The 24,660-nt window shown below is 37.7% G+C and carries 14 protein-coding genes and 1 pseudogene; 12 read left to right on the top strand and 3 right to left on the bottom strand.

Translation table 11 applies throughout. The features are described 5' to 3' along the window. The first annotated feature begins 3 nt into the window (after nucleotides 1-3). The 11 genes from der to ACFINC_RS04855 all read left to right on the top strand — a co-directional run bounded on the left by der (nucleotide 4) and on the right by ACFINC_RS04855 (nucleotide 19,555). The gene (gene der / locus ACFINC_RS04905) at nucleotides 4-1,431 is read left to right on the top strand and encodes a ribosome biogenesis GTPase Der (protein ID WP_375616346.1); all 1,428 of its coding nucleotides are present in this window, start codon (nucleotides 4-6) and stop codon (nucleotides 1,429-1,431) included. Nucleotides 1,432-2,377: 946 nt separating this feature from the next. Beyond that, nucleotides 2,378-2,500, top strand: a complete 123-nt coding sequence (locus ACFINC_RS04900; protein WP_375616345.1) for a hypothetical protein — start codon at nucleotides 2,378-2,380, stop codon at nucleotides 2,498-2,500. 246 nt (nucleotides 2,501-2,746) lie between these two features. Further along, on the top strand, nucleotides 2,747-3,181 hold the full coding sequence (locus tag ACFINC_RS04895; protein ID WP_375616399.1) for an AtpZ/AtpI family protein: 435 nt from the start codon (nucleotides 2,747-2,749) through the stop codon (nucleotides 3,179-3,181). Nucleotides 3,182-3,188: 7 nt separating this feature from the next. Continuing rightward, on the top strand, nucleotides 3,189-3,947 hold the full coding sequence (locus tag ACFINC_RS04890) for a F0F1 ATP synthase subunit A (protein ID WP_375616398.1): 759 nt from the start codon (nucleotides 3,189-3,191) through the stop codon (nucleotides 3,945-3,947). A gap of 54 nt (nucleotides 3,948-4,001) precedes the next feature. After that, a complete protein-coding gene (locus ACFINC_RS04885; protein WP_004860748.1) occupies nucleotides 4,002-4,232 on the top strand; it encodes a F0F1 ATP synthase subunit C in 231 nt (76 codons plus the stop codon). A gap of 131 nt (nucleotides 4,233-4,363) precedes the next feature. Further along, nucleotides 4,364-4,930, top strand: coding sequence for a F0F1 ATP synthase subunit B (locus tag ACFINC_RS04880; RefSeq protein ID WP_375616344.1), 567 nt, complete (start codon nucleotides 4,364-4,366; stop codon nucleotides 4,928-4,930). Between the two features lie 11 nt (nucleotides 4,931-4,941). Beyond that, complete coding sequence (locus ACFINC_RS04875) at nucleotides 4,942-5,436, top strand: F0F1 ATP synthase subunit B (protein WP_375616343.1); 495 nt, start codon at nucleotides 4,942-4,944, stop codon at nucleotides 5,434-5,436. 1,414 nt (nucleotides 5,437-6,850) lie between these two features. Next, on the top strand, nucleotides 6,851-9,532 hold the full coding sequence (locus tag ACFINC_RS04870) for an autotransporter outer membrane beta-barrel domain-containing protein (protein ID WP_375616342.1): 2,682 nt from the start codon (nucleotides 6,851-6,853) through the stop codon (nucleotides 9,530-9,532). Nucleotides 9,533-9,974: 442 nt separating this feature from the next. Next, nucleotides 9,975-13,253 carry an autotransporter outer membrane beta-barrel domain-containing protein gene (locus ACFINC_RS04865; RefSeq protein ID WP_375616341.1) on the top strand — a complete coding sequence of 1,093 codons (3,279 nt, stop codon included), beginning with the start codon at nucleotides 9,975-9,977 and terminating at the stop codon, nucleotides 13,251-13,253. Nucleotides 13,254-13,457: 204 nt separating this feature from the next. Continuing rightward, complete coding sequence (locus ACFINC_RS04860; protein WP_375616340.1) at nucleotides 13,458-16,082, top strand: autotransporter outer membrane beta-barrel domain-containing protein; 2,625 nt, start codon at nucleotides 13,458-13,460, stop codon at nucleotides 16,080-16,082. Nucleotides 16,083-16,252: 170 nt separating this feature from the next. Then, nucleotides 16,253-19,555, top strand: a complete 3,303-nt coding sequence (locus tag ACFINC_RS04855; protein ID WP_375616339.1) for an autotransporter outer membrane beta-barrel domain-containing protein — start codon at nucleotides 16,253-16,255, stop codon at nucleotides 19,553-19,555. Nucleotides 19,556-20,498: 943 nt separating this feature from the next. On the opposite strand, the pseudogene ACFINC_RS04850 reads toward ACFINC_RS04855, so the two are convergent. Then, nucleotides 20,499-20,849, bottom strand: a pseudogene (locus tag ACFINC_RS04850) (autotransporter outer membrane beta-barrel domain-containing protein); the annotation flags it as partial. A 714-nt stretch (nucleotides 20,850-21,563) separates the two neighbouring features. Between ACFINC_RS04850 and ACFINC_RS04845 the strand changes: the two are divergent. After that, nucleotides 21,564-21,737, top strand: a complete 174-nt coding sequence (locus ACFINC_RS04845; RefSeq protein WP_375616338.1) for a hypothetical protein — start codon at nucleotides 21,564-21,566, stop codon at nucleotides 21,735-21,737. Between the two features lie 892 nt (nucleotides 21,738-22,629). Here ACFINC_RS04845 and ACFINC_RS04840 read toward each other — a convergent pair. Together ACFINC_RS04840 and ACFINC_RS04835 are read right to left on the bottom strand one after the other, a co-directional pair. Further along, on the bottom strand, nucleotides 22,630-23,601 hold the full coding sequence (locus ACFINC_RS04840; protein WP_375616337.1) for a WD40 repeat domain-containing protein: 972 nt from the start codon (nucleotides 23,599-23,601) through the stop codon (nucleotides 22,630-22,632). A gap of 10 nt (nucleotides 23,602-23,611) precedes the next feature. Continuing rightward, the gene (locus ACFINC_RS04835) at nucleotides 23,612-24,640 is read right to left on the bottom strand and encodes a CobW family GTP-binding protein (protein ID WP_375616336.1); all 1,029 of its coding nucleotides are present in this window, start codon (nucleotides 24,638-24,640) and stop codon (nucleotides 23,612-23,614) included. Nucleotides 24,641-24,660: the final 20 nt, after the last annotated feature.

The following is a 24,660-nucleotide window of genomic DNA, read 5'->3' as shown; positions in this document are numbered from 1 at the left end:
TAGATGAGCCTTACCATTGCTATCGTTGGTCGTCCCAATGTTGGGAAATCAACACTTTTTAATCGTTTGGTTGGGCAAAGGTTGGCTTTGGTTGATGATAAGCCAGGTGTAACACGTGATCGGCGTATTCATGCGGCAAAACTTCAAGATCTACGTTTTTATGTGATTGATACGGCTGGGCTGGAAGAAGCAGGTGATCATACACTTGAGGGGCGTATGCGTTCTCATACAAAAGTTGCAATTGATGAAGCTGATCTTATTTTATTCGTATTTGATGCAAAGAGTGGAATAACACCAAGTGATTTAAACTTTGCTTCATTGGTTCGCAAATCAGGAAAACCAATTGTCCTTGTTGCCAATAAGTCTGAGTCAAGAGCGGCAACGGGAGGAGAGTATGAGGCGTGGTCATTAGGTTTGGGGGAGCCGTGCCCAATATCGGCTGAACATGGTTTGGGACTTAGTGATCTTCGTGATGCAATTATAGAGGCTGTTGGGGCAGAACGCGCTTTTGACAACAACAAAGAAGAAGATATTACAATACAGCCTGCATCTGTTGGTGATGATATAAACAATTTGGAAGAAGAGGGGCTTATGTACGATGAAAATAAGCCTATTCGGATTGCAATTGCGGGGCGCCCCAATACAGGAAAATCTACTCTTATCAATAGTATGCTGAAACAAGAGCGATTGTTAACAGGACCAGAAGCAGGACTTACGCGTGATTCTATTTCTATAGATTGGGAATGGCGTGGTCGTCATGTTAAACTGTTTGATACTGCAGGTTTGCGTCGAAAATCGAAAATTCAAGAAAAGTTAGAAAAATTATCCGTTGCTGACACTTTGCGTGCTATTTGTTTTGCAGAAGTGGTGGTCATTGTTTTTGATGCAACGATGCCTTTTGAAAAGCAGGATTTACAAATTGCTGATCTTGTGATTCGTGAAGGGCGTGTTCCAGTTATTGCTTTCAATAAGTGGGACCTTATTGAAAATAGTCAGGCTACATTGATTGATTTGCATGAAAAATGTGTACGATTTCTTCCTCAAGTTCGTGGTTTGAGAGCTGTTCCTTTATCGGGACAATATGGTCAAGGAATTGATAAACTTATGGAAAATGTGATGATGATGCACCGTGTATGGAATCGTCGCATTTCGACGGCTAAATTGAACCAATGGCTTGAAACTGTTGTGGCACATCATCCACCTCCTGCGGTTTCGGGGCGTCGACTTAAGGTTAAATATATCACACAGATTAAGACACGTCCTCCTGGATTTATGATTTCTTGCTCGCGTTCCAAAGTTATGCCTCAGTCGTATTTACGTTACCTTATCAATGGGTTACGTGAAACATTTGATATGTCTGGTATACCAGTTCGCATATCCTTACGAGCCTCTGATAATCCTTTTGCGGCAAGTTCCAAGAAGAAAAGATAGCGCTTTAATTTTTTAAGTGAAAGAAATCTCTACTTCAGAATCTTAGAAATAAGCTTTTTGATGATCTATTGCGTTCTAAATATAAGAATGAATTAATAATCTCAACAGACAATATCTTGCTTTTCATAAAAGAAAAAAATTCTTTATTTGCTAAAATCTTGATTGATCAATAATCATTGATCATAAACGCTATTGATCCGCCCCATTTTTACGCTTATGGAGTAACAAGCCGGTATCATCACACACTTTGCCAGCTCCCAATATTGTTTACAGCTTTTGCATTAAGGCGATTCATAAAGGCATTTTACTCCTTTCTTCTATGTTTTTATCCACACGCTAATCCCGCTTGTAACGTACAAACGAAAGAGTTTTATTGATTCAATATGAATGCGTAAAAATATCTTAATACTCAAGGATTCTTATTCAAGTCGAAAAATTATAAACTATCATTATAAATCAATATTTTGTACTTAAAAAGTGTACGAATTTCATTAATAGCCATTTTCATTAACGCATAATGAGTAAGTCTACGTAATTGATGCATATTCAGTGAATATATGTTTAGTATATTACGTTACCAAGAATAATGTTTCAGTGATGTTTGTGTTACCTTATCAAAGTATTATGCGGTATATTTTATCTGTTTTGTGGAGATGAATTCATATTCATTCAAAATATTATAAGTGATATCAATAATTATGATTTTGACGGAAAACAAAACAGCATTACAGTTGCCTGCAAGTTAGAGTGATTATGTGCAAATGTGTTCATGTTTAGTATTATAAATTTAATAAATACTTTGATTTATCAATATAAATTATCATTTTTGTATATTAAATTAAGAATGCCGAATGTCGTAAGATTCTTTACATTTCAAACTTGTTCATATTGAATTAATTAAAACTATTTGTTTTTACATCACAAGTAGGAGGGGATGTGATTAAAAATGATTGAAAATATGCCTTTTATGCTCTCTTTAAAAACAAGGATGGGTACAACATTGAAAGCTGGAAAACAGTATGATAGCGTTGGTTTGCGCCTTTTGTTAAGCATAAAGATGATGCCTTAAGAGTTTTATATTATTCATGGGAACTTTTTATTATACATTGACGGGTGCTATTGTGGAATCGATTTAGGTGCCTAAAAATATCTTTATTAAAAATTGAAAAATACGTTTAATTTATTGCGATAAAATTTATACGATAAATTGGTGACAGATTTCTTTTAGTGTCTTGACGAATAAATTCAGGAACAATATGATACGCAAGGTTTTATGAGATGCATTTTTCTTTGCTTTTTGATTAAGGAGCCAATGATGGCGATGGGCGAAAAACCCGTTATAAGCCTCAAGGAGGCTGAAGAGAAAAAGCAAGAAGAGTGTTTTCATTCAGAGGATTTGGAATGTCGTAGTAAGAACTTAAGCGTGGCTTTAATGCGCAGGTTGGCATTAAAGAAGCGGCAAGGTAAGGATAAGCGGGAGAAATCACAAGGAAAGATGGCAGATGCTATTAGACTTTCCAGTGAGTTCTTAGCAAGTATTATAGTTGGTGTTGTTTTAGGGATGGGGTTTGATAAGTTAGTAGGTTCATGGCCATGGGGATTGGTGTTTTTTCTCTTCCTTGGATTTGCTGCTGGTGTATTGAGTATTCTTCGGTCTGTGGGGTATGTTTCCTCCAGCCAATTAGGAAAAAAAGGCGTATTGCGCCAAGATGGACAAAATAAAGGGACTAATGAGAGGTCCGATAAATGAGGTTGAAGTGACAGCACACGCTCCAGATCCTATTCATCAGTTTGAGGTTTCGCGGCTGATTAAGATTTCCATAGGAAATATGGATTTATCGTTTACGAATGTGTCATTATTTACAGTCATAACGGTTGTTGTGACGTCTATTTTTCTCTTCTTTTCATCCTCAAGTCGTGGATTGGTTCCAACGCGGATGCAGTCTCTTTCAGAAATGGCCTATGAGTTTGTCGCATCAACTCTGCGGGAATCATCTGGCGTGCAGGGAATGCAGTTTTTTCCTTTAGTTTTTTCTTTGTTTACTTTTATTTTAGTTGCTAACTTTATTGGTCTTTTTCCCTATTTTTATACGGTTACATCTCAGATCATGATCACGTTTTCGTTAGCAATGGTGGTGATTTTGACGGTGATTGGTTATGGCTTTTATAAGCACGGGATCAGTTTTTTGAAACTGTTCGTTCCCAGTGGGGTTCCTGTTGTGGTTTTGCCTCTGGTGACAATGATTGAGATTATTTCTTTTCTCTCCCGTCCAATTAGTCTTTCTCTGCGTCTTTTTGCGAATATGCTTGCTGGTCATATTACGCTCAAAGTGTTTTCTGGGTTTGTTGTCTCAATGATTGGGGTAGGACTCGTAGGTGTTGGTGGTTCGATTTTACCGCTTATTATGACTGTAGCGATTACCGCTCTTGAATTTTTGGTCGCATTTCTTCAAGCTTACGTCTTTACGGTTTTAACTTGTATGTATCTTAATGATGCAATTCATCCAGGACATTAATAGAACTGGCGGTTTTCCGTCGAATAATACAATTTTGCTTTAAAGGAGAATAATATGGAATTAGTGCTTGCAGCAAAATATATTGGCGCTGGTCTTGCTTGCTTTGGTATGGCTGGAACAGCTTTAGGGCTTGGTAATATTTTTGGTAGCTATCTTTCTGGTGCATTACGAAATCCATCAGCAGCAGATAGTCAGTTTGGACGTCTCGTCTTTGGTTTTGCTGTAACAGAAGCTTTGGGAATTTTTTCATTGCTCATTGCTTTATTACTTCTTTTTGGGGTTTAATCATCATCAAAAGGGTATATCTGTTCTCTGCGTGAGGAAAGATTTACCCTTTTTACTCTTAACCAGAGAGATGTTAGTCGGTTATCATCGGTTATAGAGGGCTTTATAAGTTATTTAAAGGATGAAAGAAGATGTTTTTTCCCAGCGCTTATGCACAGAATACTGAAACGTCGATAGAGCATATTAAAAAAGTGGCAGAGAAAGCAGATCGTGTGTTTCCGCCTTTTGATTTTGTACATTTTGGTTCGCATTTTTTCTGGTTGGCAATTTCTTTCGGATTTTTTTATCTTTTTATTTCTCGTGTTATTGCGCCGCGTATTGGTGGTGTTATTGAAACACGTCGAGATCGAATTGCATCTGATTTAGATCAGGCAATGCGTATGAAGCAGGAATCAGACACTGTTGTTGAAACTTATGAGCGGAAATTAGCAGAAGCGCGTTTAAAAGCTCATGCTATAGCGCAGGCAGCTGGTGAAGAGTTAAAAGGAAAGGTGGAGTTTGAACGGAAGGAAATTGAAGAGAGTTTAGAGAAAAAGCTTGCGGATGCTGAAAAACAGATAGCAAAAATTCGGGATAAAGCGATGCAAAATGTTGGTTCTATCGCTGAAGAAGTATCCATTGAAATTGTGAAAAAATTGATTGATGTTGATATCAGCAAAGAAACTGTTCGTTCAGTTGTTAAAACTGTGGATTATTGAGGAAGGCAAAGATGACGGATACTTTTTGGGCTTTTGTTGGATTAGTTCTTTTTTTGGCTCTTTTAGTCTATTTCAAAATTCCACAGAGGGTTATACATCATCTTGATGCGCGCGCGAAGCGTATTAAAGATGAGCTCGATGAGGCTCTGCGTCTTCGTGAAGAGGCACAGGGAATATTGGCTGAATATCAACGCAAACATGCAGAAGCAGAAAAAGATGCACAAGAAATTATTGCTGCAGCAAAGCATGAAGTTGAATCTGTTATTGCTGAGGCTCGTACAAAAGCAGAAGAATATGTAAAAAACCGCAATAAATTGGCAGAGCAAAAAATCGCTCAGGCAGAAGCGGATGCAATACGCATGGTCTCTTCATCTGCTATCGATTTGGCAATTTCTACAGCGCGTACCCTTATTGCAAGAGAATTAGATTCTAACAAGGCAGATAAACTCATTACAGAGTCTCTTGCGAAAGAATCACTGATCAAAATGAAAACATATCTTAATTAATGGTTTCTTGAAGATAAAGAATTGCTTCTTTAGATGGGTAATTTTTCAAGATTGAATGCTTTATCTCTTAAATTGTGGTGCGAGGCTAATTTTGTATTGGTTTTGCATTGAGTTTAGAGAGGTGTGCTATCGCGCTTAGATTCTGTTTTTGATTCTATTCGTGATGATTTATAATACCTATAGAAAGTATCATCATCTTTGTGATTATTAAGTGATAAGTCTGCAGCATTATTGTCTTATTCTCTAAAATTTTGTGGCTACTTTTGTATTTAGCAACTGCTTTTACATTTAGCGTGGTTTATGAGAAACACATTGATTCATTTCTCAAGAGTTTTTATCTGCATATTGATCTTCTTTTATGAATACGGTTATTTCTTGTAAGAGGAGAGTTTAAAGGGGGAGATTCTTATTTTATTCTATATTCTTATTGAATGTGAAAAATGATAAATTGATCATTATAAATCAATATCTTGTTGTGCTGTAAAACATCGTTGTGTAGAGGGGTGATATAAGGCATGAAAATTTTTACATATTAAATGTTTTTAGATATTGTGATCCATATTCAGGGCAGGGCTTGTCTGTTGCGCCTATGAAGTGAACTTGCATGAGTGGTCAGCAGGTGGAACCCGACGAGGGAAGCTGGATTGTTGACAGTCCGGTGACCGGTAGGAGTCTCCATACTTTGAGGTATGAGGAAGAGGTCAAATTATATCTGCTGCCGTTGAAAATGGGGGGAGGGAAGACACAAGAGATATACCTGAGAAAATTGGTGGATTAGAAATATAAATAACGTATTGTTTTTTGAAAGTACGTTTTCTTTAAAGAATGTGATAAATAAAAAGATAAAATTATATGTCATTTTTACCTTTTAGATACGGCTCTGAATATTTTAAAATGTTGAAAAGAGATGGTAAAAATTTAGAACAGATTTTAATTTTACACTTTCCTCCTCTTTCTAAATCAGTTCGTATTTCCATAAAGACTGCCTAAAAACAGCTGTATGTGATAGCTTTGCTTCCCAATTTTGGCATATATTCAGTTTCATCTGCTTACGAGTGCCCATTGTGTCAATATAATATTTATCCCGAATATTAATTATACACGCTTTGGATATTTATTAAACAACAGTTAAAATAGCTATTCTTAATGTACGAAAATCTCTTAAAGCTGCTTTTAAATAACAACTTTAAAGATGATTTTTCTCTCATTTTTCAGTTATATTTTGCAAATTCCTTATAAAAATAACAAATTTAGACTGTATTTTTTAGTAACTTTTAAATTCCATATTTACATAAAACACAAAAAACATTAATAAGGCCCACGCAGTTAATCCAAAACGTATTAACTTTTTCTCTTTGTTAAGTTTTTTTGATACATTACATGTTACTTTTATGGGCAAAATTATGGTGTAATTATGGTCAATCTATTTAAAAATCGTTTCTCCTTATGTACTTTTACAACAGCATTTCTTTTTTTTGCACACAATGTTGATGCTACGGTTCAAGATGGTGCTGTTGTTAATACTGGGGTACAAGATCGTTCTGGCGTTAATGGTAAGACACAAAATAATCAGGATCAATTTTCATGTAGTATGAATAGTGAATTTTATCGGTGTAATGATGGTAAAAGCCACTACTTTTACAATAAAAATTATCAAAAAACTGATGAAAATACGAATGAAACTGTTGCTATACAAGCATCTGGAAGAAAAACGCTTCTCTTAGGGAAAAATATAACTGTTAAGGATGTTTCAAGTGCTGTTATTTCAAAAGAAAGTTTTTGGAAGTATGGGGTCGTGGCGAGTGAACATGGACAAGTGATTATAGAAAGAGGAGAGATTAACTTTACAAAGGGTATCGGAGTTGAAGTAAGAAATTGGGGACAGGTCGCTTTAAAGAGTAGTTCTATTACCGAACAAGGTAGTCAGGGGATGAGTATAGATGACCATAATGAAAATTCAGCTTTTCATGCGTCTAGTGGGAGTATCCATTTTGAGAAAGGTAAAGTTAATCTAGCCAATGCTCATGGTTTTTCAATGCATGGGAATAATATCGATGGGAAGGGTAGGTTTATAACTATCGTGGATTCTACGGTTTTGGTAGAAAGTAATACGTCTTATGGGTTGCGTTTTTGGGAGGGACTAGGAGACAGAAATGAGGAAATGAAAGATCACGAGTATCCCTATTCTTTTTATATTTTTGCGGGTGAGGAAGAGATGTTCGGAAGTCTTCCAAAAACGAACTTACCCGTACGAGGGATTGTTGACTTGACAAGAACCTCTTTTACAGTTCCAAAGAGTGCAGCTATTTATAGCAGAGGATCTGGTGGTGTTGTTAGGCTGTTGGATAATTCCAAACTTTCTGGAGATTTATTACTGAAGGTTGAGGATGGCTCTTTTGTGAAGGTTTCAGTGGATGCTTCTACACTTGTAGGGGGGACACATGTTGATGAAAGTTCTTCTGCTGAATTTCGGTTGAGAGGTGATTCAAAATGGATTTTATCACGTCCGAAAAATAAAAATTTACAAGTTCCTAGTTCTATAGGTGTTTCATCAATTTCATTAATACATCTTATTGATAGTTCTATTATTTTTGAACAACCAGAAGCTAACATAGTTGATGGCTATCAAACACTTCGTGTTGGGAGAGGAACAGGTGAAGTTTATAAAGCACAAGGTAATGTACATCTTTATCTCAACACCTATTTGAATAAGGGGGGGGCTCTTCAGAATCAAAAAACGGATCGTCTTTTATTCCATGGTGATATTGAAGGAAAAACGATAATACATGTGCATGGTGTTTCAGGAAGTCCAGGAGGTGGTACGGGGCATTATGGAAATGACAAAGGTATCTCAATTATTCAGGTTTCTGGAACAGCAGAGAAAGATTCTTTCGTGCTGGATGGTGATTACGTTGCATTGGACGGTTTACCTTATCAATATAGGCTCCATGCTTATGGTCCAAACTCTGAATTAGGAAGAGCGAGTGCGTCTCAAAGATTAGTCGAAGGTGAAGGAGATTTTTGGGATTTCCGCCTCGAAAATGGATCTATTGATTCTGATACTACATTTAGATTAACTCAGAGTTCTAAACTTAGTTTAGGTGGTGAGCGTCATTCTAGGCAAGGCGTTAAGGTTGTTGTACCTCAGGTCCCAACTTATCTGCTTTTGCCGAATAGTTTACTCCACGCTGGTTTGATAGATATCAGCAATCAAAACAAGCAGTTGGAAATACTGCGGACTCGTCCTAATGAAATGTTGGAAATTCATGAAAATCCTGCTTCGTTTTTGCGTGGTTATGGTGGGAGTTATCGTTATGCTTCAGATTTATCTGCGCTTGAATATGGTTATGGAGGGGAGTTAGGGTACTATGCTATCGAGGCTGGTGTCTTGCTACAAAAAATTGAAAATGTTGACAGTGTTATATCCTTTGGGGTGATGGGGTCTTATGGAAAGCTTTCTCTGCAACCTTTGGATGTTAAACAAAGCCAAAAAAGTACATTTGATAAATGGACTGCTACAGTCTATGGTAGTATGCAGAATGATGCAGGATTCTATGTCGATGGACTTTTATCCTATGGTCTGTTTAAGGGGGATGTTCTCACTCTTGCACGAGGGAAGACAGCGACATTGAAGGGGAATCCTTTAAGTGTTTCATTGATGAGTGGTCAGACAATTGCTACAGGATATGAAGGCGTTGTTTTTGATCCACAGGCTCAGGTTGTTTATCAACATCTTCAATTTAATGAGTCTCGTGATATTGATAATTTTAACATTGAGATGGATAAACTTGGTCAATGGATGGTGCGTATTGGTGGTCGTCTGACGAAGAATCTTGCTGCACCCGAAAAGGATCGTGACGTTTCTTTCTATGGTAAGATACATTTTGCCCATGATTTTGGTAAGGAAAGATCTGTGCGCTTTAAAGATTCTTTCCAGTTAGGAGCTTTTGGTTCTTCTCTAGAGGCGGGATTAGGTCTTAATGCTCGCTTGTCTCAAAATTTCGCGCTTCATGGTGATTTGGTTTATCAGCATAAATTGAGCAAAGGTGGTTTTTCTGGAATTAGTATTTCTGGTGGTTTACGCTATCGTTTTTAGGATGATCGCCTTTGGGGGAAGTTGTTTTAAAAAAGCCACAGGCATAGCTTGTGGCTTTTTATTGTTTTATGTGCATCTTTGAAAATAAGCTTTTTTAAAGAATATTTTTTCATGAGCGGGTTTGTTTTGTTAGAAATGGATAAAAGCTTCTTGGTTTGCACGTTTTTGCTTTTTATGCTGTTTTTCTTTCTTTAGGGACAATTGATAAATTCTTTTGAGATTACTTCCTTTGGGGTGGGGCGGGTTTTTGTTATCTATATTTTACGGGTAATTCACAAATAGCGCAACTTTAAATTGTGATATTTTAGATTCTGGCTTTACATGAAACATATAGGCGATGTATAAAATACGAAACGTATTTTACGCGCGCGTAACTAAAGTTATTAAACAGAACGCGTGTTTTTTTGTTTTTAGAGAAGGGGAAGAAAGTTTGTAAAAAATTATGCTTAAAAATTATCTCTCTTTATATCGTTTTACAACGGTTATTTTTTTCTTTGCACACAATGCTGATGCCGGTGAAATTCCTTCTGAAAAGAAACAATATTCATGTCATGAAAGTGCTTCATTCTATCGCTGTAATGATGGTCAAACGCATGAAATTTCCAAGAAAACTTATCAACTTAAGGGTGAAAGTTCTGATGCAGCTCTAGAGGCATCAGGGGAAAATACAGTTATTGAGGGAACGGCGATAATCATTAACGGTGTTTCGAATGCAAATGGGTATTCAGAAAAAGGTGCTTGGACAACAGCTGTAAAAGCCTCAAAAGGGGGAGGCGTTGCTCTATTTGATTCCATGTTAAATGATGTGTCGATAGGGGCCGATATTAATGATGAGGGAGCTTTTGAAATGCAGGATGGGGTGATTAAAGCAACCAGAATGGGGATCAGTGTTGCTGGTAAAGGGTCATTTGTTTCTTTGACCAAGACAGAGATTGAGGCATCTACTGATGCGATCGGTCTTTTGAGTCATAATGGTGCAAAAATTGAGATGAAAGGAGGAAAAATTGATTTTGCCAGTGGTATTGGCGTTCAAACAGGAGGCGATGGAGAAATTAATTTAGAGGGTGTTTTTATTACCGGAAAAGGGAAACCGGCGAAAAATACAGATAATCATCGTGAAGGTTCTGCTTTTAGTATGCTTCAGGGGAAAGGTATGATTAATTTTCAGAAGGGAAATGTTAATGTTAACAATGCTCATGGCATTGTCTTGCAGGGGAATAATCATAATGCTGCTCATGTTAAACATTCCAATATTTTTGTGAGAGGGAATGCATTTAATGGCATGCGCTTTTTTTGGGAAGCTGTCTTAAATGATAAAAAAACAATTATACCAGGAAAAGGGGCGGTTCAGTTGACTCAGACAACTTTTATGGCTCCAGAAAGTACAGCTATTTATAGCCGCCAATTCGAAAGCTCTGTTAAACTCTTACAAAATTCAACAGTTTCTGGTGATTCACTCCTGAATGCTGTTGAACGTTCCAATGTAAAGATTGAGGCTGATGCTTCTACCCTTGTAGGAAGCGCATATGTTGATGAAAGTTCTACAGCCACGGTAGAGTTAAAAAACGGTTCAAAGTGGATTTTATCGCGACCAAAATATGACAAATTGCAAAATTCTGATGCTTCTGGTTCTAGGTTAAAAGATTATTCTTCTATTTCATCGGTTAATCTTACGGATAGTTCTCTTATTTTTGAAGAATTAAAATCTAAAACAACAAATGGTTATCAGACACTTCTCATCGGAAAAGGATCAGGGACTGTCTATCGTGTACGAGGTAATGTACATCTCTATCTTAATACATATTTGGATAAAGGTGGGGTTCTGCAAGAGCAGAAAACTGACCGGCTTCTAATCAATGGTGATCTTGAAGGAAAAACGACAGTTCATGTGTATAAGATTCCTGGAAGCCCAGGGGCATTGACGGGAGAAGGCGGTAATGATCAGGGGATTTCCATTATTCAAGTTTATGGGCAAGCTGCTGAAGATTCTTTTCAGTTAAATGGGGGGTATGTCACACTTGAAGCCTCTCCCTATCAGTATCATCTTAAGAGTTATGGTCCAGATGCTTCTTTGGGGCCGGCAAATTCCAATCAAAGAGTGTTAAAAAATACTGGAACATTTTGGGATTTCCGCCTTGAAAGTAAATTTGTTGATTCTTCCTCTTTTGATTCCACTGAAATTGTGCCTCCTGCTTCTGATGAAGCTCCTTCTTTTCCTAAAATTCATCCTAGTCTTACTGGAAGTGAGGTTGATGCTATCGATTCTCATTCTCAGCAAAAACCTCATGAGCCAAGTCTTTCTTCTCCTGTAGATTCTCCGGAGAGGGATTCCCATCTTATGACCACACCTGATACATTTGATGCTTTTGTGCTGGATGCTCCAAATCATCCTCCTGTTTCTCCTCCTCCTTCTCTTGCATCTGTTATTCCCGTTATTGCTGAAGCTCATCCAGTTGTACCGCCTCCTGTTTCACTGACTAGTTCTGTTGTTGTGCCGCCTGCATCAGGTTCATCTGTCTCGCCCTCTGTTCCTCCTACTTCTGCTGTTGTTGTGTCGCCTACATCAGGTTCATCTATATCGCCCTCTGTTCTTTCCACTTCTTCTGTTGTTGTGCCGCCTGCATCAGGTTCATCTGTCTCGCCCTCTGTTCCTCCCACTTCTTCTGTTATTGTATCCCCTGTCTCTGTTTCTTCTGTTCCATCCTCTGTTATATCACCTGTTTTTGAGCTTTCTTCTCATTTTGAAAAAAATATGAGAGCTGTTGTTCCACAGTTTTTGACTTATATTCTTGTGCCAAATACCTTATTTCATGCTGGATTGGTGGATATCAGTAATCAAAATAAGCAGTTGCAAACACTGCGAACTTTTTCTAGGCGGTTTTTGAAAGTGAGCGAAAATCCCGCTTTGTTTTTGCGCGGTTACGGTGGACATCACCGTTATACTTCAAATTTGTCTGCACTTGAATATAGATATGGAAGCGGCCTTGATTATAATGCACTAGAGGCAGGTATTCTACTTAAGAAAATCGAAAATGCGTACAGTGCAACATCTTTTGGAATTATAGGAAATTATGGCAAGCTTTCTTTGCTGCCTCGGGAGGTTAAACAAAGTCAAGCAAGTACATTTGATAAATGGACTATCACAGCATATGGGAGCATGCAACATGATACGGGTCTTTATATGGATGGTCTCGTTTCTTATGGTTTGTTTAATGGAAATGTTCTCACACTTGAGCGAGGTAAGACGGCTGCGTTGAGAGGTAAACCCCTGAGTGTTTCCTTAACTGCTGGTAAAACATTTACGATAGGTCGTCGATATTTTATTTTTGAACCACAGTTTCAATTTGTTTATCAAAATCTCCAGTTTCATAAGACTCGTGATATTGATAATTTTAATATTGATATGCAAAGACCAGATCATTGGGAGGTGCGTATTGGGGGACATTTAACCAAAACACTGACATTGACTAAAGAGGCACATGTTCTTTCGTTTTATGGCAAGCTTCATTTCATTCGTAATTTTGATGATAAACAATTTGTGTATTTTAAAGATGCTTTCCAGCTTGGTTCTTTTGGTTCTTCTTTAGAAGCAGGGGTTGGGTTTAATGCCCGTCTCTCATCAAAATTTTCTCTTTATAATGATCTCATTTATCAGCACAAATTTACGAAGTCTGGTTTTTCCGGAACACATTTTTCTGGTGGTTTAAGCTATCATTTTTAATTGTACTTTTCCTTTAATATATCTTTTGTAAAAAACAATAAGCACAAAACATGATTTTATTGTGTTATTTTTACGATTTTTAACTTTACATATAATACAAAACGAATTATGTGGACGACACATAGTAATAATAACCTGTAAATGATCCAGATGTATTTTTTCAGTTTTTGATGAAGATAAAATAAAGAAAGTTTAAAATAAATTATGATTAAAGTATTAAAGCGCCATGTGTGTGTATGTTCTTTTACGGCCTCTATTTTTTTCTTTGCGCACAATATAGATGTGAGTGCAGAAGATTATAAACCCTCATGTAATTCCCTTTTTAAATCGTATTCGTGTGATGCTGTTGATGCCGCTAAGATTGTTGAAAGAAGCGACCAAGAATATGTGAAAGGATTGGATACAAGTTTTAATGTTGTTGCTATATCACAACCCAATAATATTGAGCTGAAAAAAGGTAAAGTGGAAAAAGGCGTTTCAGGAATTAGTGGGGCTTTGGAATTTAATAAATCTGAGAAGATTACATCAGCCGTGGTTGTATCAAAAGATGAGAAAAGTTCTTTTAAGAAGGTGTCTGTTAAGGGAAATGGTGAAAAGGAAAAAAGTAGTAAGATATCTCAATCAGTATTTGGCGTGAAGCAGGGCGGTTTTCTCTTCGTTGATGATGGTGAAGTTCATGTTACAGATGTTCATGGTATAGCGATTGAGAGTGCTGATCCGATTTTTAAGGAAAGATCACTTGAGTTGCAGGATAATGCTATGTCTTTGGTTTCTATGGAAAACTCAAAGATCATTGTTAAGGGAGATGGAGCTCATGGTTTGCATTTTAGGGGAAGCCCTTCGCAAAATGAATATCAAGAGGGAGAGCTTCTTACGAGTTTAGGTGAAGTTCGATTTAAAAAAACAGCTCTTCATGTTCCCGATGGTACAGCCATTTATAGTGATGATGCGAGGAGATATCCTTACATTACAGCATCAGAAGGTTCTCGTATCTTTGCCGATCGGTTATTAGATGTTAAGAATAATTCATTTGTTGCGCTTGATGCCTATGCGTCTTTTCTTGCAGGGGGAGCACAGGTTGAGAAAGGTTCTTATGGTAGTGTTGAGTTGTTCAATCAATCAAAATGGACTGTAAAAGCAAGTAAAAGTGCGCTTAAGAAGAATGGGAAAGGTCCGTATTTTGCAGATTCGTCTGTTTCATTTGTAAGGCTTATTAATAGTTCTATTTTATTTAATAAACCCCGAAACGGTTATTATCAGAGGCTTCATGTAGGAAGCGTAGAGGATAAATCCAGTAACTATGCTTATATTGCGGGAGGGGATGCACGCTTATATGTTAATGCACATCTTGCTACCAATGGTACAAGCAAAAATGTAAAAGCTGATACACTTGTGATCTATGGTGATGTTTACGGAAAAACCAAGGTGTATATTGTAAATCCTTCGGTGACTCTAGGGAAAGGAAAGACGCTAAAAGTTAAGAAAGGAGATCACCATGATACTTCAATTATTCAGGTTTATGGAAAAGCAGCGGAAGATTCTTTTAAACTGGCAGCTGGTTATGTTGCTTTAAGAGGAGCTCCTTATCGATATAGTCTGCGTGCGTATGGTCCAAATTCTTCTCATGGACGCGCAAAAGAGGAAAATAAATTAGTTAAAGGAACAGCGGTAAAGCATAATGGCGATTTTTGGGATTATCGGCTTGAGGCTGAACATGTTCAGCGTTCTTCTCAAAAGCGTCATCTTCAAGTGACGAAAACTGTTCCGCGTTCTCGCGTGTCTCGTTCTTTAAACACTCATCCGCATCATAATAATGTTGTTGCCGGTCATGATGCTTCTGCTCATTATCTTGAAGAGGGCGTTAAAGCTGTTGTTCCACAAGTTCCAACCTATCTATCGATGCCTAATGCTTTGTTTCAGGTTGGTTTGATGGATATGAATAATCACAACAAACTTTTGGAGACATTGCGTACCACTGCTGGGGCTTTGGGAGAAAATGGTAAAAATCCTGCATTTTTTGCGCAAGGCTATGGTGGAAGTTATCGTTATGTTTCTGATCTGTCTGCGTTTGAATATGGTTATGGCGGAAATTTGAATTATAACGCTATAGAGGCAAGTATATTGCTCAATGCGATTGAGGATACATATCACACTTTGAGCTTTGGAATAATGGGGAACTATGGGAAAATTTCTCTACAGCCTCAAGATGTTGAAGAAAGCAAAAAAAGTACATTTGATAAATGGTCTGTTACAGCATATGGCAATATGCGGCATGATGCAGGCTTTTATATCGATGGACTTTTTTCCTACGGGTCATTTAAAGGGGATGTTCTGACACAAGCAAGAGGCAAAACAACAGCATTGAAGGGGACACCTTTGAGTGCTTCATTGGCTGCCGGTAAGTCATTTATGACAGGATATAAGGGGCTTATTTTTGATACGCAAGTTCAGGTCATTTATCAAAATATACGATTTGATAAGGCCTCTGATATCGATGGATTTGATATCGAAATGGGAAAACTTGATCAGTGGGTGATGCGTGTTGGCGGGAATTTAAGCAAGACGCTTGCTGCTTCTGAAGAAGGGCATGTTGTTTCTTTCAATGGGAAACTTCATCTTACCAATAGTTTTGGCGGAAAACAACGTGTGCAGTTTGGAGATGAATTCCAATTAGGAGCTTTTGGTTCTTCTTTAGAAACTGGAGTGGGGCTGAAGGCTCAGTTGTCTTCAAACTTTGCATTGCATGGAGATGTAACTTATCAGCATCGTCTTAGCAAAGCTGGTTTTTCAGGAACGATTTTTTCAGGTGGTTTACGCTATCGTTTTTAGATGCCTATGAAATATAGAGTAATTTTTACATAAGTTATATAGTGTTGTGAGAAGTATAAAATGAATATTAAGTTTTATACTTCTCACTGTTTGTGTGTTTAATTTAGCTTTATGGGGAATATTTTTTATTTTTAACTAAAGGGGGAGAAAGGAAAATTGGGAATAAAGTTATGGTTAATGTATTAAGCGGATATAGATTTTTATTTATTACGACGGCTATTATTTCTTTTTTGCCAATCGTGAGTGTTAATGCTAATCCTAATAATTTTGCAACCTCCTGTGATCCAGACGCTCAATTTTATAAATGCAATGATGGTAAAAAACACACGATTAAAAATAAAACTTATCATTTAAAATATTCTCGAGAATATATTCTTAATTCTACTCCTATTTCAGCTCTATATGTAGAAAAAGCAGGTACAGTTGTTGATGCATCTCAGATAACAGTTACGGGTGATAACTCAGATGAAATATTCGGATATGGTGCATCTGCAAAAGAGGGTGCTCGTCTTAATTTAACAAATTCAAATTTTAAGAATGTACCTGCTCTTCATGCTGAAAATGCGGTTATTCGCATGGAAGATGGGACTATTACGGAAGTTTCTCACGCTATTTATGCATTGGGGAAAGGAACCGATATTGCTTTAGTGCGTGTCAATATTGAAACTACACCAAAAGAATTGAATGGTATGGAGATAGGTCTGATTAGTAGTTTTGGTTCAAAGATTAGGCTGTCAGGTAGTAGTGTTACTTTTAATGGGAAAGGTGCATTTTCATCACTTTATGGGGGAGAGTATAGTTTCGATAGTTCTGTCATTAAGGGCAAAGGAAAACAAGAAACTGTTATCATTGGTGAGAAAAGTGTCAATAAATTACCAGAAGCTTTTGATATATCTCACGATGGTTTTGTTCAATTGCATAATAGCTCTATTGAACTTAGTGATATGCATGGCTTTTTGGTTAAAAATTTTTCAGATGATGAGGATAATAAAGGCACGTTGTTGTGGCGAGGACTTAATTCAGCTGATGAGTTTAAGAAGACGAATATTAAGATTACAAAATCCGATATTTCTGTTCAGGGTAAGGGAGCCTATGGTCTGTATTTTTATGGGTTAAATCCAGATGTAGGGGGCAATATGTACAAGGGTTATAGAGCGCTTTCGGGAGCGAAGAAAGTTGCTCCGAGAGAAGTATTTGTTCATTTGTCAGGGACAAATTTTACGGTTCCGGATGGTATTGCCATTTATAGTGTCGGAAAACATGTTTATGGAGCTCAAGCTAAGGTTAGATTAGAAAAGACAAGAATCTCCGGTGATTTGTTGTTAAAAGCTGAAAATAATTCTTATCTTCTTGTTGAAGCAAATTCCTCTACACTTACAGGAAATGCTCGTACTGAGGATACCTCTGATATTTATTTGAATTTAAAGAATGGTTCTCAATGGTATCTTACCAAAAGCAAATATCAAGATTCTCAGGAAACAGATGCTATGGTTTCATCGCTTTCAGGTATTTCTCTTGAGGATAGTACAATTTTTTTTGATCACTATCAATCCACTGGTTATCAAACGCTGCAAATTAGAAAAAAAAGTGATAGAGATGCAGTCATGTCAAACCAAGACGACTACGGATATAGTGCAAAGGGTAATACCCAGATTAAGATGAGCACATTTATGAATAACGATGGTTCATTTGATCCTCAACAAACGGATCGCATTTTGATCTACGGGAATGTTTTTGGAACCACACTCATTGGGATGGAAAAACTTTCTAAAATCTCAGAAAAAGAAGCTGGCAATAAAGAGGGGCAAAGTGTTTCACTTGTTCAAGTTGCTGGGACGGCCGAGGAAAGTTCTTTTAAGTTAGCCAATAGTTATACTACGGTGAATGGATTTCCTTATCAATATAAACTTCGTGGCTATGGCCCAAATTCTTCTTTGGGAAAAGCAGATCCAAAGAATAGATTGGTTGTTGGGGAAGGGGATTTTTGGGATTTTCGTCTCGAAAGTGTTTACATTGGTTCTGAATTAGATTCTTCTGAAACTGCTTCTAAGCCAACGTCTACAGTTTTGCCTCCTCAATCTGAAGCAGAGACGGTCCCTTCTGAACGACCAACAGAGACTATTTCACCTGAACACCCCACTTCTGTTGAGCCTCCACTTATACCGTCTACACCCTCTTTGCCTGAAGGGTTTGAACCGTCTGAAACATCTATCCCTACGGATTCGACACTGCCCCCTTCTGCATCAGTTCCGCCTGAGCTTCCCTCTGTACCAACAGTTCCAGAAAATCCTTCTGCTGTGCCTATGCCAGAGCCGTTTGTTCCAGTTGAGACTTCTACGGATGAGGCTCTGCCCTCTGAGCCCTCTGTTCCGGTCTCACCTTCATCTACGGATTCTGTTTCTCCTCCTTCTGCCCCTGTTGAACCAAAGCCTTCTGAGTCCTCTGAGGCTTTAGATCCTTCGTCTAATCTCTCTATACCGCTTGATGTTCCGCCTGAGCTAGGTATTAGAGCTGTTGTTCCTCAATTGCCAACTTATCTCCTTTTACCAAATGCTTTGTTCTATGTTGGTTTGATGGATACGACCACGCAAAATAAGACGTTGGAGACAATGCGGAATGCTTTTCATTCTTCTTGGAAAGAGAATGAAAAGACCGCCTTTTTTCTGCATGCTTATGGGGGGAGCCATCATTATGCTTCCAATTTATCTGCTTTTGAATATGGCTATGGCGCAGAGCTCGATTATAATGCACTTGAAGCAGGTGTTTTATTGAACGAGATTGAGAGTTTATATACTCGTACATTCTTTGGGGCTTTGGGAAACTATGGAAACCTTTCTCTAGCCCCGCAGGATGTTGAACAAAGTAAAAAAAGCACATTTGATAAATGGTCTGTTGCTGCCTATGGAAGTTTGCAGCATGATACCGGTTTTTATATGGATGGGGTGTTATCATATGGCCTTTTTAAGGGAGATGTTTTGACCCTTGCACGGGGCAAGGTTGTTGCGTTAAAGGGTAAGCAGTTTAGTGGTTCTTTAACGAGTGGTAGAACGTTTGCAATAGGCCATAAAGGTGTTGTTTTTGATCCGCAGGTTCAGGTTGTTTATCAGCATCTTCAATTTAATCAGGCGTGTGATGTTGATAATCTTGATGTTGATTTAGGCAAATTTCATCAATGGGTGGGGCGTGTTGGTGGGCGTTTAAGCAAGACGTTTAATGTTGCTGAAGAGGGACGTGTCGTTTCATTTTATAGTAAGCTTTCTTATTTGCATAGTTTTGACGATAAGCAATTTGTTTCTTTTAAAAAAGATTTTCAGTTAGGTTCCTTTGGTTCTTCTTTGGAAGCAGGAGTTGGGTTTAATGCCCGTCTCTCATCGAAACTTTCTCTTCATGGAGATGTCACTTATCAGCATAGATTTAAGAAAGTTGGTTTTTCTGGAGCCAGTTTCTCTGCTGGATTGCGCCACCTTTTTTGAAGAGGTGCAATATGTATTTTTAGATGAAAGGCAGAAGATTTTTTGCCTTTTAATGTGTTAAAATTTGTGTTGCTTTACCAATATGGTTATTTTTTTGATATAATAGGTTATAATAAATGCTTTCTTTGATTTATGATTGAAGATGCTCATGATATGCTTTCTTCTATGCGATGAGGAATTTTTCTAAAATTTTTTATGTTATGATATGAGACAGATTTCACTGAGAATGTGAGAAGTTTGAATGCTGAATGCTGGTCGGTGTAATCTTTCAAAAGAGGCTGTATTAATAGTTGTTTTTGTTTATATAAAGTGGATGATGATTGGTTTTTAGGTGTTTTTTGTTTTTTTGTCTGTTTCTTGATTAATTTTTATATATCACAAGTTTAAGTCTTGGGAGTGTTATGTTTTGGGGGATTTTATTTTAGCTAAGAATATCATTTTATAGAAAAATATAAATTGTATTCACGTTTATATCAGACAATACGCATATTATTTGTTTTCTTTTTAGGCTGTTTCCTTGGAAATTTAGGATAGATCTTTGTCTTTTTAGAAAAGAAGAGGGAGTTTGAGATAAAATTATAATAATAAAGTATACTTTATCGTGTTTTACGGTTGTTTTTTCTTTTTTGTACATGATAGGCGCCAAGAGCAGTTTTTATAAAATACAGGATATTATTTTCATTGCGGTCATGCGCGGATATCATCATTCTTTTTTCAGCATTCAATATTTGCGCAAACTTTAGCGTTCCAAAGTGTTCATAAGAAGTATTTCTATTTTTTTCAATAGTTCTTCTTTTACATGCCAGCTTCGTTTGTTACGGGCAAGGGGTTTATTGATTAAATATAAAGAGGTTTGAAATGAAAAAATTGATAATATTGAGTTTTTTATCCAATATATAGAATGATGGATGCGCATTCTAAATCATTGATGTCATTTTCCTCAATCAACATCAAGATTATCAGCATCACATACCTGATTAAACTGAAGATGCTGATAAACAACCTGAACCTGCGGATCAAAAACGACACCTTTATAGCCTATTGCAAATGTTCTACCACTCGTTAAAGAACCACTAAACTGCTTACCCTTTAACGCAACAACCTTGCCCTGTGCAGGAAGTGGTCAAGACATCTCCCTTCAAAAAGCCATATGATAACACTTCATAGATAACCTATTGTAAACGTTATAAAAAACCATATCATACTGCAGACTTCTATAGGCAGCAACAGACCATTTATCAAATGTGCTTTTTTTACTTTGTTCAACATTCTTAGGGTGTAGAGAAAGATTTCCTTAGTTCCTCAAGGCTTCAAGGAATGTCTTAAGTGTGATGGGGGGATTTAAAAGAGCTTCCTCAGATAACAGAGAGAGTGTATAATCAGAAAGATTGAAAAAGTAAGCGTTGACGTTTGAGGGGAACAATGTGTGATGTTTGAAAGATATTTTCACAAAGCTTTTTATGATTTTTTTTCATTATGAAGTATTTTTCAAATTTTGCTATGGTTTTATTGTGCTATAAAATATTGTTATTTAGGGTGGGGATAAGAGCTCCATGAAATTAATTGTTAGAGGTGTGGAATCTCAAGAGAGTGGGTATTTTTTGTTGCTTGTAAATCAACATTCAACCCCAGCGTAGCAGCATGTTTAAGATAAAGATTGAGATGAATGAAAGCTTTGTAAGCAGCTCCAACTTTCGTATGAAAAATGGGAGTAAGTGTATTGCGTTTCTTTGTTTGTGTAATCTCTGAAATGGGGAGGCTGCTTAATTTGGGAAGAATATGAAGGGTAAAGGTGAAAATCAGTTCCCATCTTTCTCATCTCCTTTTAGTTCAGCTGTACGGCTTTCAAAAGTGTCTCAAGTCATGGCTTTTAAGGAGTAGAGATTACGCATTGCTTTACGCTTTTGTTTTTCACGTTCTTTAAGGAGGGGGCATACCTTTCCTGTCAATCAATGCGCCAAACCAAATATATTGGGGTTGCACATTCACGGGCTTGTTTTTAAGAGATATGTCTCAAGGTTTTCAAGCCCATTTCACGGTGGCGGTCATGAATGATATAACGGTAACTCCGTTGAACATCCCCATCGTTACGCTTGTAAAGAAGAAAGCTGGAGCACCATCACACAGTTTGCCAGTTTTTGGGTGTTGTGATAGCCCTTGGACTTGTGATGATTCATTATAGGCATTTTAACTTCTTTCTTATACAATTTTTACCCACACGGTTCTCCCCATTTTTAACATGCAAATGAATGATTTTGATTGATTCAACATGGAACAGGTTTGAAATGAGAAAATCTTACGTTATTGAGAACTCTCATTCAATATGCAAAACAATTAATATTCTTTATAAATCAATATACTGCATCGGATAGGCAAGAAACTGGAGTGTAATAGGCAGCTAGTAGGAAATTTTGCTCTTTAGGGGAGGGAAAATCAAAAAAATTTCTATTTAGGAAAATAGTGTTGAATTCTCTTCTTCTGATTGTAAGAATAAATCGTTTTTTCAGTGATGGTGTAAGTTATTTTTTGCCGAATTTTTAAGAAAAATGCTGTTATGGAAGTATGCAGCCTACATAGGTGTTTATAGGGAGGGCGATCGGGGATGATGTTTTTATTTTTGTATGAGGGTAGCAATGTTGAAAGGTAAAAAAACATGTTTAAGATATTTTATCCTCTGAAGGGGGGAGACAGGAAGAGGAAAGATTTAATTATTATCCTATTATGCCATAAAACACCGTTGTTTAGAGCAGTGATATAAGGCATGAAAAGTTTTATATATTAAGTGTTTTTAGATATAGTAATCTGTATTCAGGGCAGGGCTTGTCTGTTGCGCCTATGAAGTGAACCGCATGAATGATCAGCAGGAAGAATCCGCTACGAGAGGCTGGACTGTTAACAGTGCGATGATTGGTAGGAATCTTCGTCTTTTGAGGTGTGGGGAGGTGGTCAGGAAGATTGTAGGAGATTTTGGGGGGCTGGAATTTCTGAGAGCTCTAGAGATGCAAGGAGATAAGATTTCTGGAGGATTGTGTGGGCATTTTTTATCGGTGATGGTTGTGCTTTTTGGTGCTTGGCTAAACAGTGATATTGATTATACCACATTCACCATTTTCGCTTCCAAAGGCGAGGTTGTGCCCTGCTTGATCCCAGTTGAGTGCTGAGATAGCGCTTTTCCCATAACTTTTTAGAAGGACTTCTTTTCCATCATGAAAATGTGCTGCTAAAATCATTCCATCATTGAAGCCTATTGCTACAATTTCTTTACTTGGGTGGCATGAAACGGTGCTCACAAGCGCATTTGCCCGTGTGCCTAGTTCTAGAGGTGTTTTTCCCATGGGGCCATCTTTTGTATGAAAGGGCCAAATAATTGCAGCAGAGGCACCTGAGGTTGCTAGCCATTTTCCTTTGGCGCTCCAAGACCAGCTTTTGACTTTGCTTGGGTAGCCACTCATGCGGAGGTGCTGATTATCAGTCAGACGCCAGCCGTGCAAGGCGTTTTCTTGCATCGTGGAAATGACATAGCGGTTGTCTGGTGAAAAGGTGACACCACAATGAGCTCCTTTCCATACCAATGTGGTAGGAGATATTTGCGTTGATAACCAATGAAGAGTAACTCCATTGTAATGGGCAACGGCAAGTCGTAAACCTTTTGGGGCAAAAGCAAGGCCTTCTACACTGCGTTCATGCGGGAGCTCTTGCTGTTCTTTGCCAACCTGTGCAAATGCGAGACGAGAGGAGGAAAAGGCAAAAGCTTTTTGTGGTCCAAAAGCAACGTTGTTTATCCATTTACGTTCTTTTTGGCTTAACACTTCTGTGTGATCCGCTGCGGTTGTTTGACAGACTTTTCCATCTTCTCCCCCTGTGATGATTGCGGTATTGTCATGGGAAAAATGGCTTGAAATTATTCCTTGGTGAACTTCAACGACTTGTGAGGTTGGGGTTAAAAAAACAATGAAACCTTCTACAGAAACAAAGGCTGGTTTATTGCCTATAAAACCGCAGGAAAGGCAATAACTTTGGAGATCATAATGAGTAATGTTTGGCATTATCACTCACTTATGCGCAATTTTCAAAACCAGTTTTTAATTTTTCAGCATCAAGAGAGCGTCCAATAAAAACAAGACGGCTTTCTCGTTTTTCATCTTCACGCCATGGGCGTTGATGTTGTCCCTCAAGAAGCATATGTATCCCTTGAATAACGTAACGATCATCGTCTCCTTGAAAGGCGATAATGCCTTTAAGACGCAAGATATTAGGCCCCTGTTGCTGCGTAACTTGTTGAATCCAAGAAAAAAACTTTTCTGGTTGCAAAGCGCCTGTTTTTAAACTTACAGAAGTGATGGTAATATCATGAATGGTGGATACGTTATGATGGTCATGATGGCAATCGGGACCACACACATGGTCGGCGTGTTGGTCTTTATGTTGGTGACCGAGAAAATGAGGCTCGTGATCGAGAGTTCGTTGGAGATCAAAAAAACCACGATTAAGGAGTGTCTCAAGAGGAATATCGGCGCGCTGTGTTGTATAGAGTATAGCGCGAGGATTAATAGCTAGAATGAGAGATTCAGCATGGCTGCGTTCTTGTTGAGTGACAAGATCAATCTTATTTAAAAGAACAATATCTGCGAAAGCAATTTGATCTTCAGCTTCACGATTTGTTTTTAGTTGAGAGGGCAAATGCTTTGCATCAACGACCGCTATGACACTGTCGAGAGCTGTTTTTTCATGGACCGTATCATCCATGAAAAAGGTTTGTGCTACAGGGACGGGATCAGCAAGCCCTGTTGTTTCGATAATAATCGCATCAAATCGATGAGAACGTTGCATGAGACTTTCCAAAATGCGAATGAGATCACCACGTACGGTACAGCAAACACAACCATTATTCATTTCATAAATTTCTTCGTCTGATTCAATGATCAGGTCATTATCAATACCAATTTCACCAAATTCATTGACAATGACGGCATAACGTTTGCCATGATTTTCACTAAGAATGCGGTTGAGAAGTGTGGTTTTTCCTGCGCCAAGATAGCCTGTGAGAACCGTAACAGGAAGTTTGTTGGGCTGTATTTTTTCCATGGAGGGACCTTTTATTGTTC

This window comes from Bartonella sp. AP58NXGY, from assembly GCF_042195785.1.
GTDB lineage: Bacteria > Pseudomonadota > Alphaproteobacteria > Rhizobiales > Rhizobiaceae > Bartonella.
The sequence above is the reverse complement of the archived record's forward strand: the minus strand, read 5'-3'. Positions and strand labels throughout refer to the sequence as shown.

Bases quoted from the DNA above. Each gene is read 5' to 3' on its own strand.
- der (WP_375616346.1), top strand. From the start codon at position 4: ATGAGCCTTACCATTGCTATCGTTGGTCGTCCCAATGTTGGGAAATCA.
- ACFINC_RS04900 (WP_375616345.1), top strand. From the start codon at position 2,378: ATGATTGAAAATATGCCTTTTATGCTCTCTTTAAAAACAAGGATGGGT.
- ACFINC_RS04895 (WP_375616399.1), top strand. From the start codon at position 2,747: ATGGCGATGGGCGAAAAACCCGTTATAAGCCTCAAGGAGGCTGAAGAG.
- ACFINC_RS04885 (WP_004860748.1), top strand. From the start codon at position 4,002: ATGGAATTAGTGCTTGCAGCAAAATATATTGGCGCTGGTCTTGCTTGC.
- ACFINC_RS04880 (WP_375616344.1), top strand. From the start codon at position 4,364: ATGTTTTTTCCCAGCGCTTATGCACAGAATACTGAAACGTCGATAGAG.
- ACFINC_RS04875 (WP_375616343.1), top strand. From the start codon at position 4,942: ATGACGGATACTTTTTGGGCTTTTGTTGGATTAGTTCTTTTTTTGGCT.
- ACFINC_RS04870 (WP_375616342.1), top strand. From the start codon at position 6,851: ATGGTCAATCTATTTAAAAATCGTTTCTCCTTATGTACTTTTACAACA.
- ACFINC_RS04865 (WP_375616341.1), top strand. From the start codon at position 9,975: ATGCTTAAAAATTATCTCTCTTTATATCGTTTTACAACGGTTATTTTT.
- ACFINC_RS04860 (WP_375616340.1), top strand. From the start codon at position 13,458: ATGATTAAAGTATTAAAGCGCCATGTGTGTGTATGTTCTTTTACGGCC.
- ACFINC_RS04855 (WP_375616339.1), top strand. From the start codon at position 16,253: ATGGTTAATGTATTAAGCGGATATAGATTTTTATTTATTACGACGGCT.
- ACFINC_RS04845 (WP_375616338.1), top strand. From the start codon at position 21,564: ATGTCTCAAGGTTTTCAAGCCCATTTCACGGTGGCGGTCATGAATGAT.
- ACFINC_RS04840 (WP_375616337.1), bottom strand. From the start codon at position 23,601: ATGCCAAACATTACTCATTATGATCTCCAAAGTTATTGCCTTTCCTGC.
- ACFINC_RS04835 (WP_375616336.1), bottom strand. From the start codon at position 24,640: ATGGAAAAAATACAGCCCAACAAACTTCCTGTTACGGTTCTCACAGGC.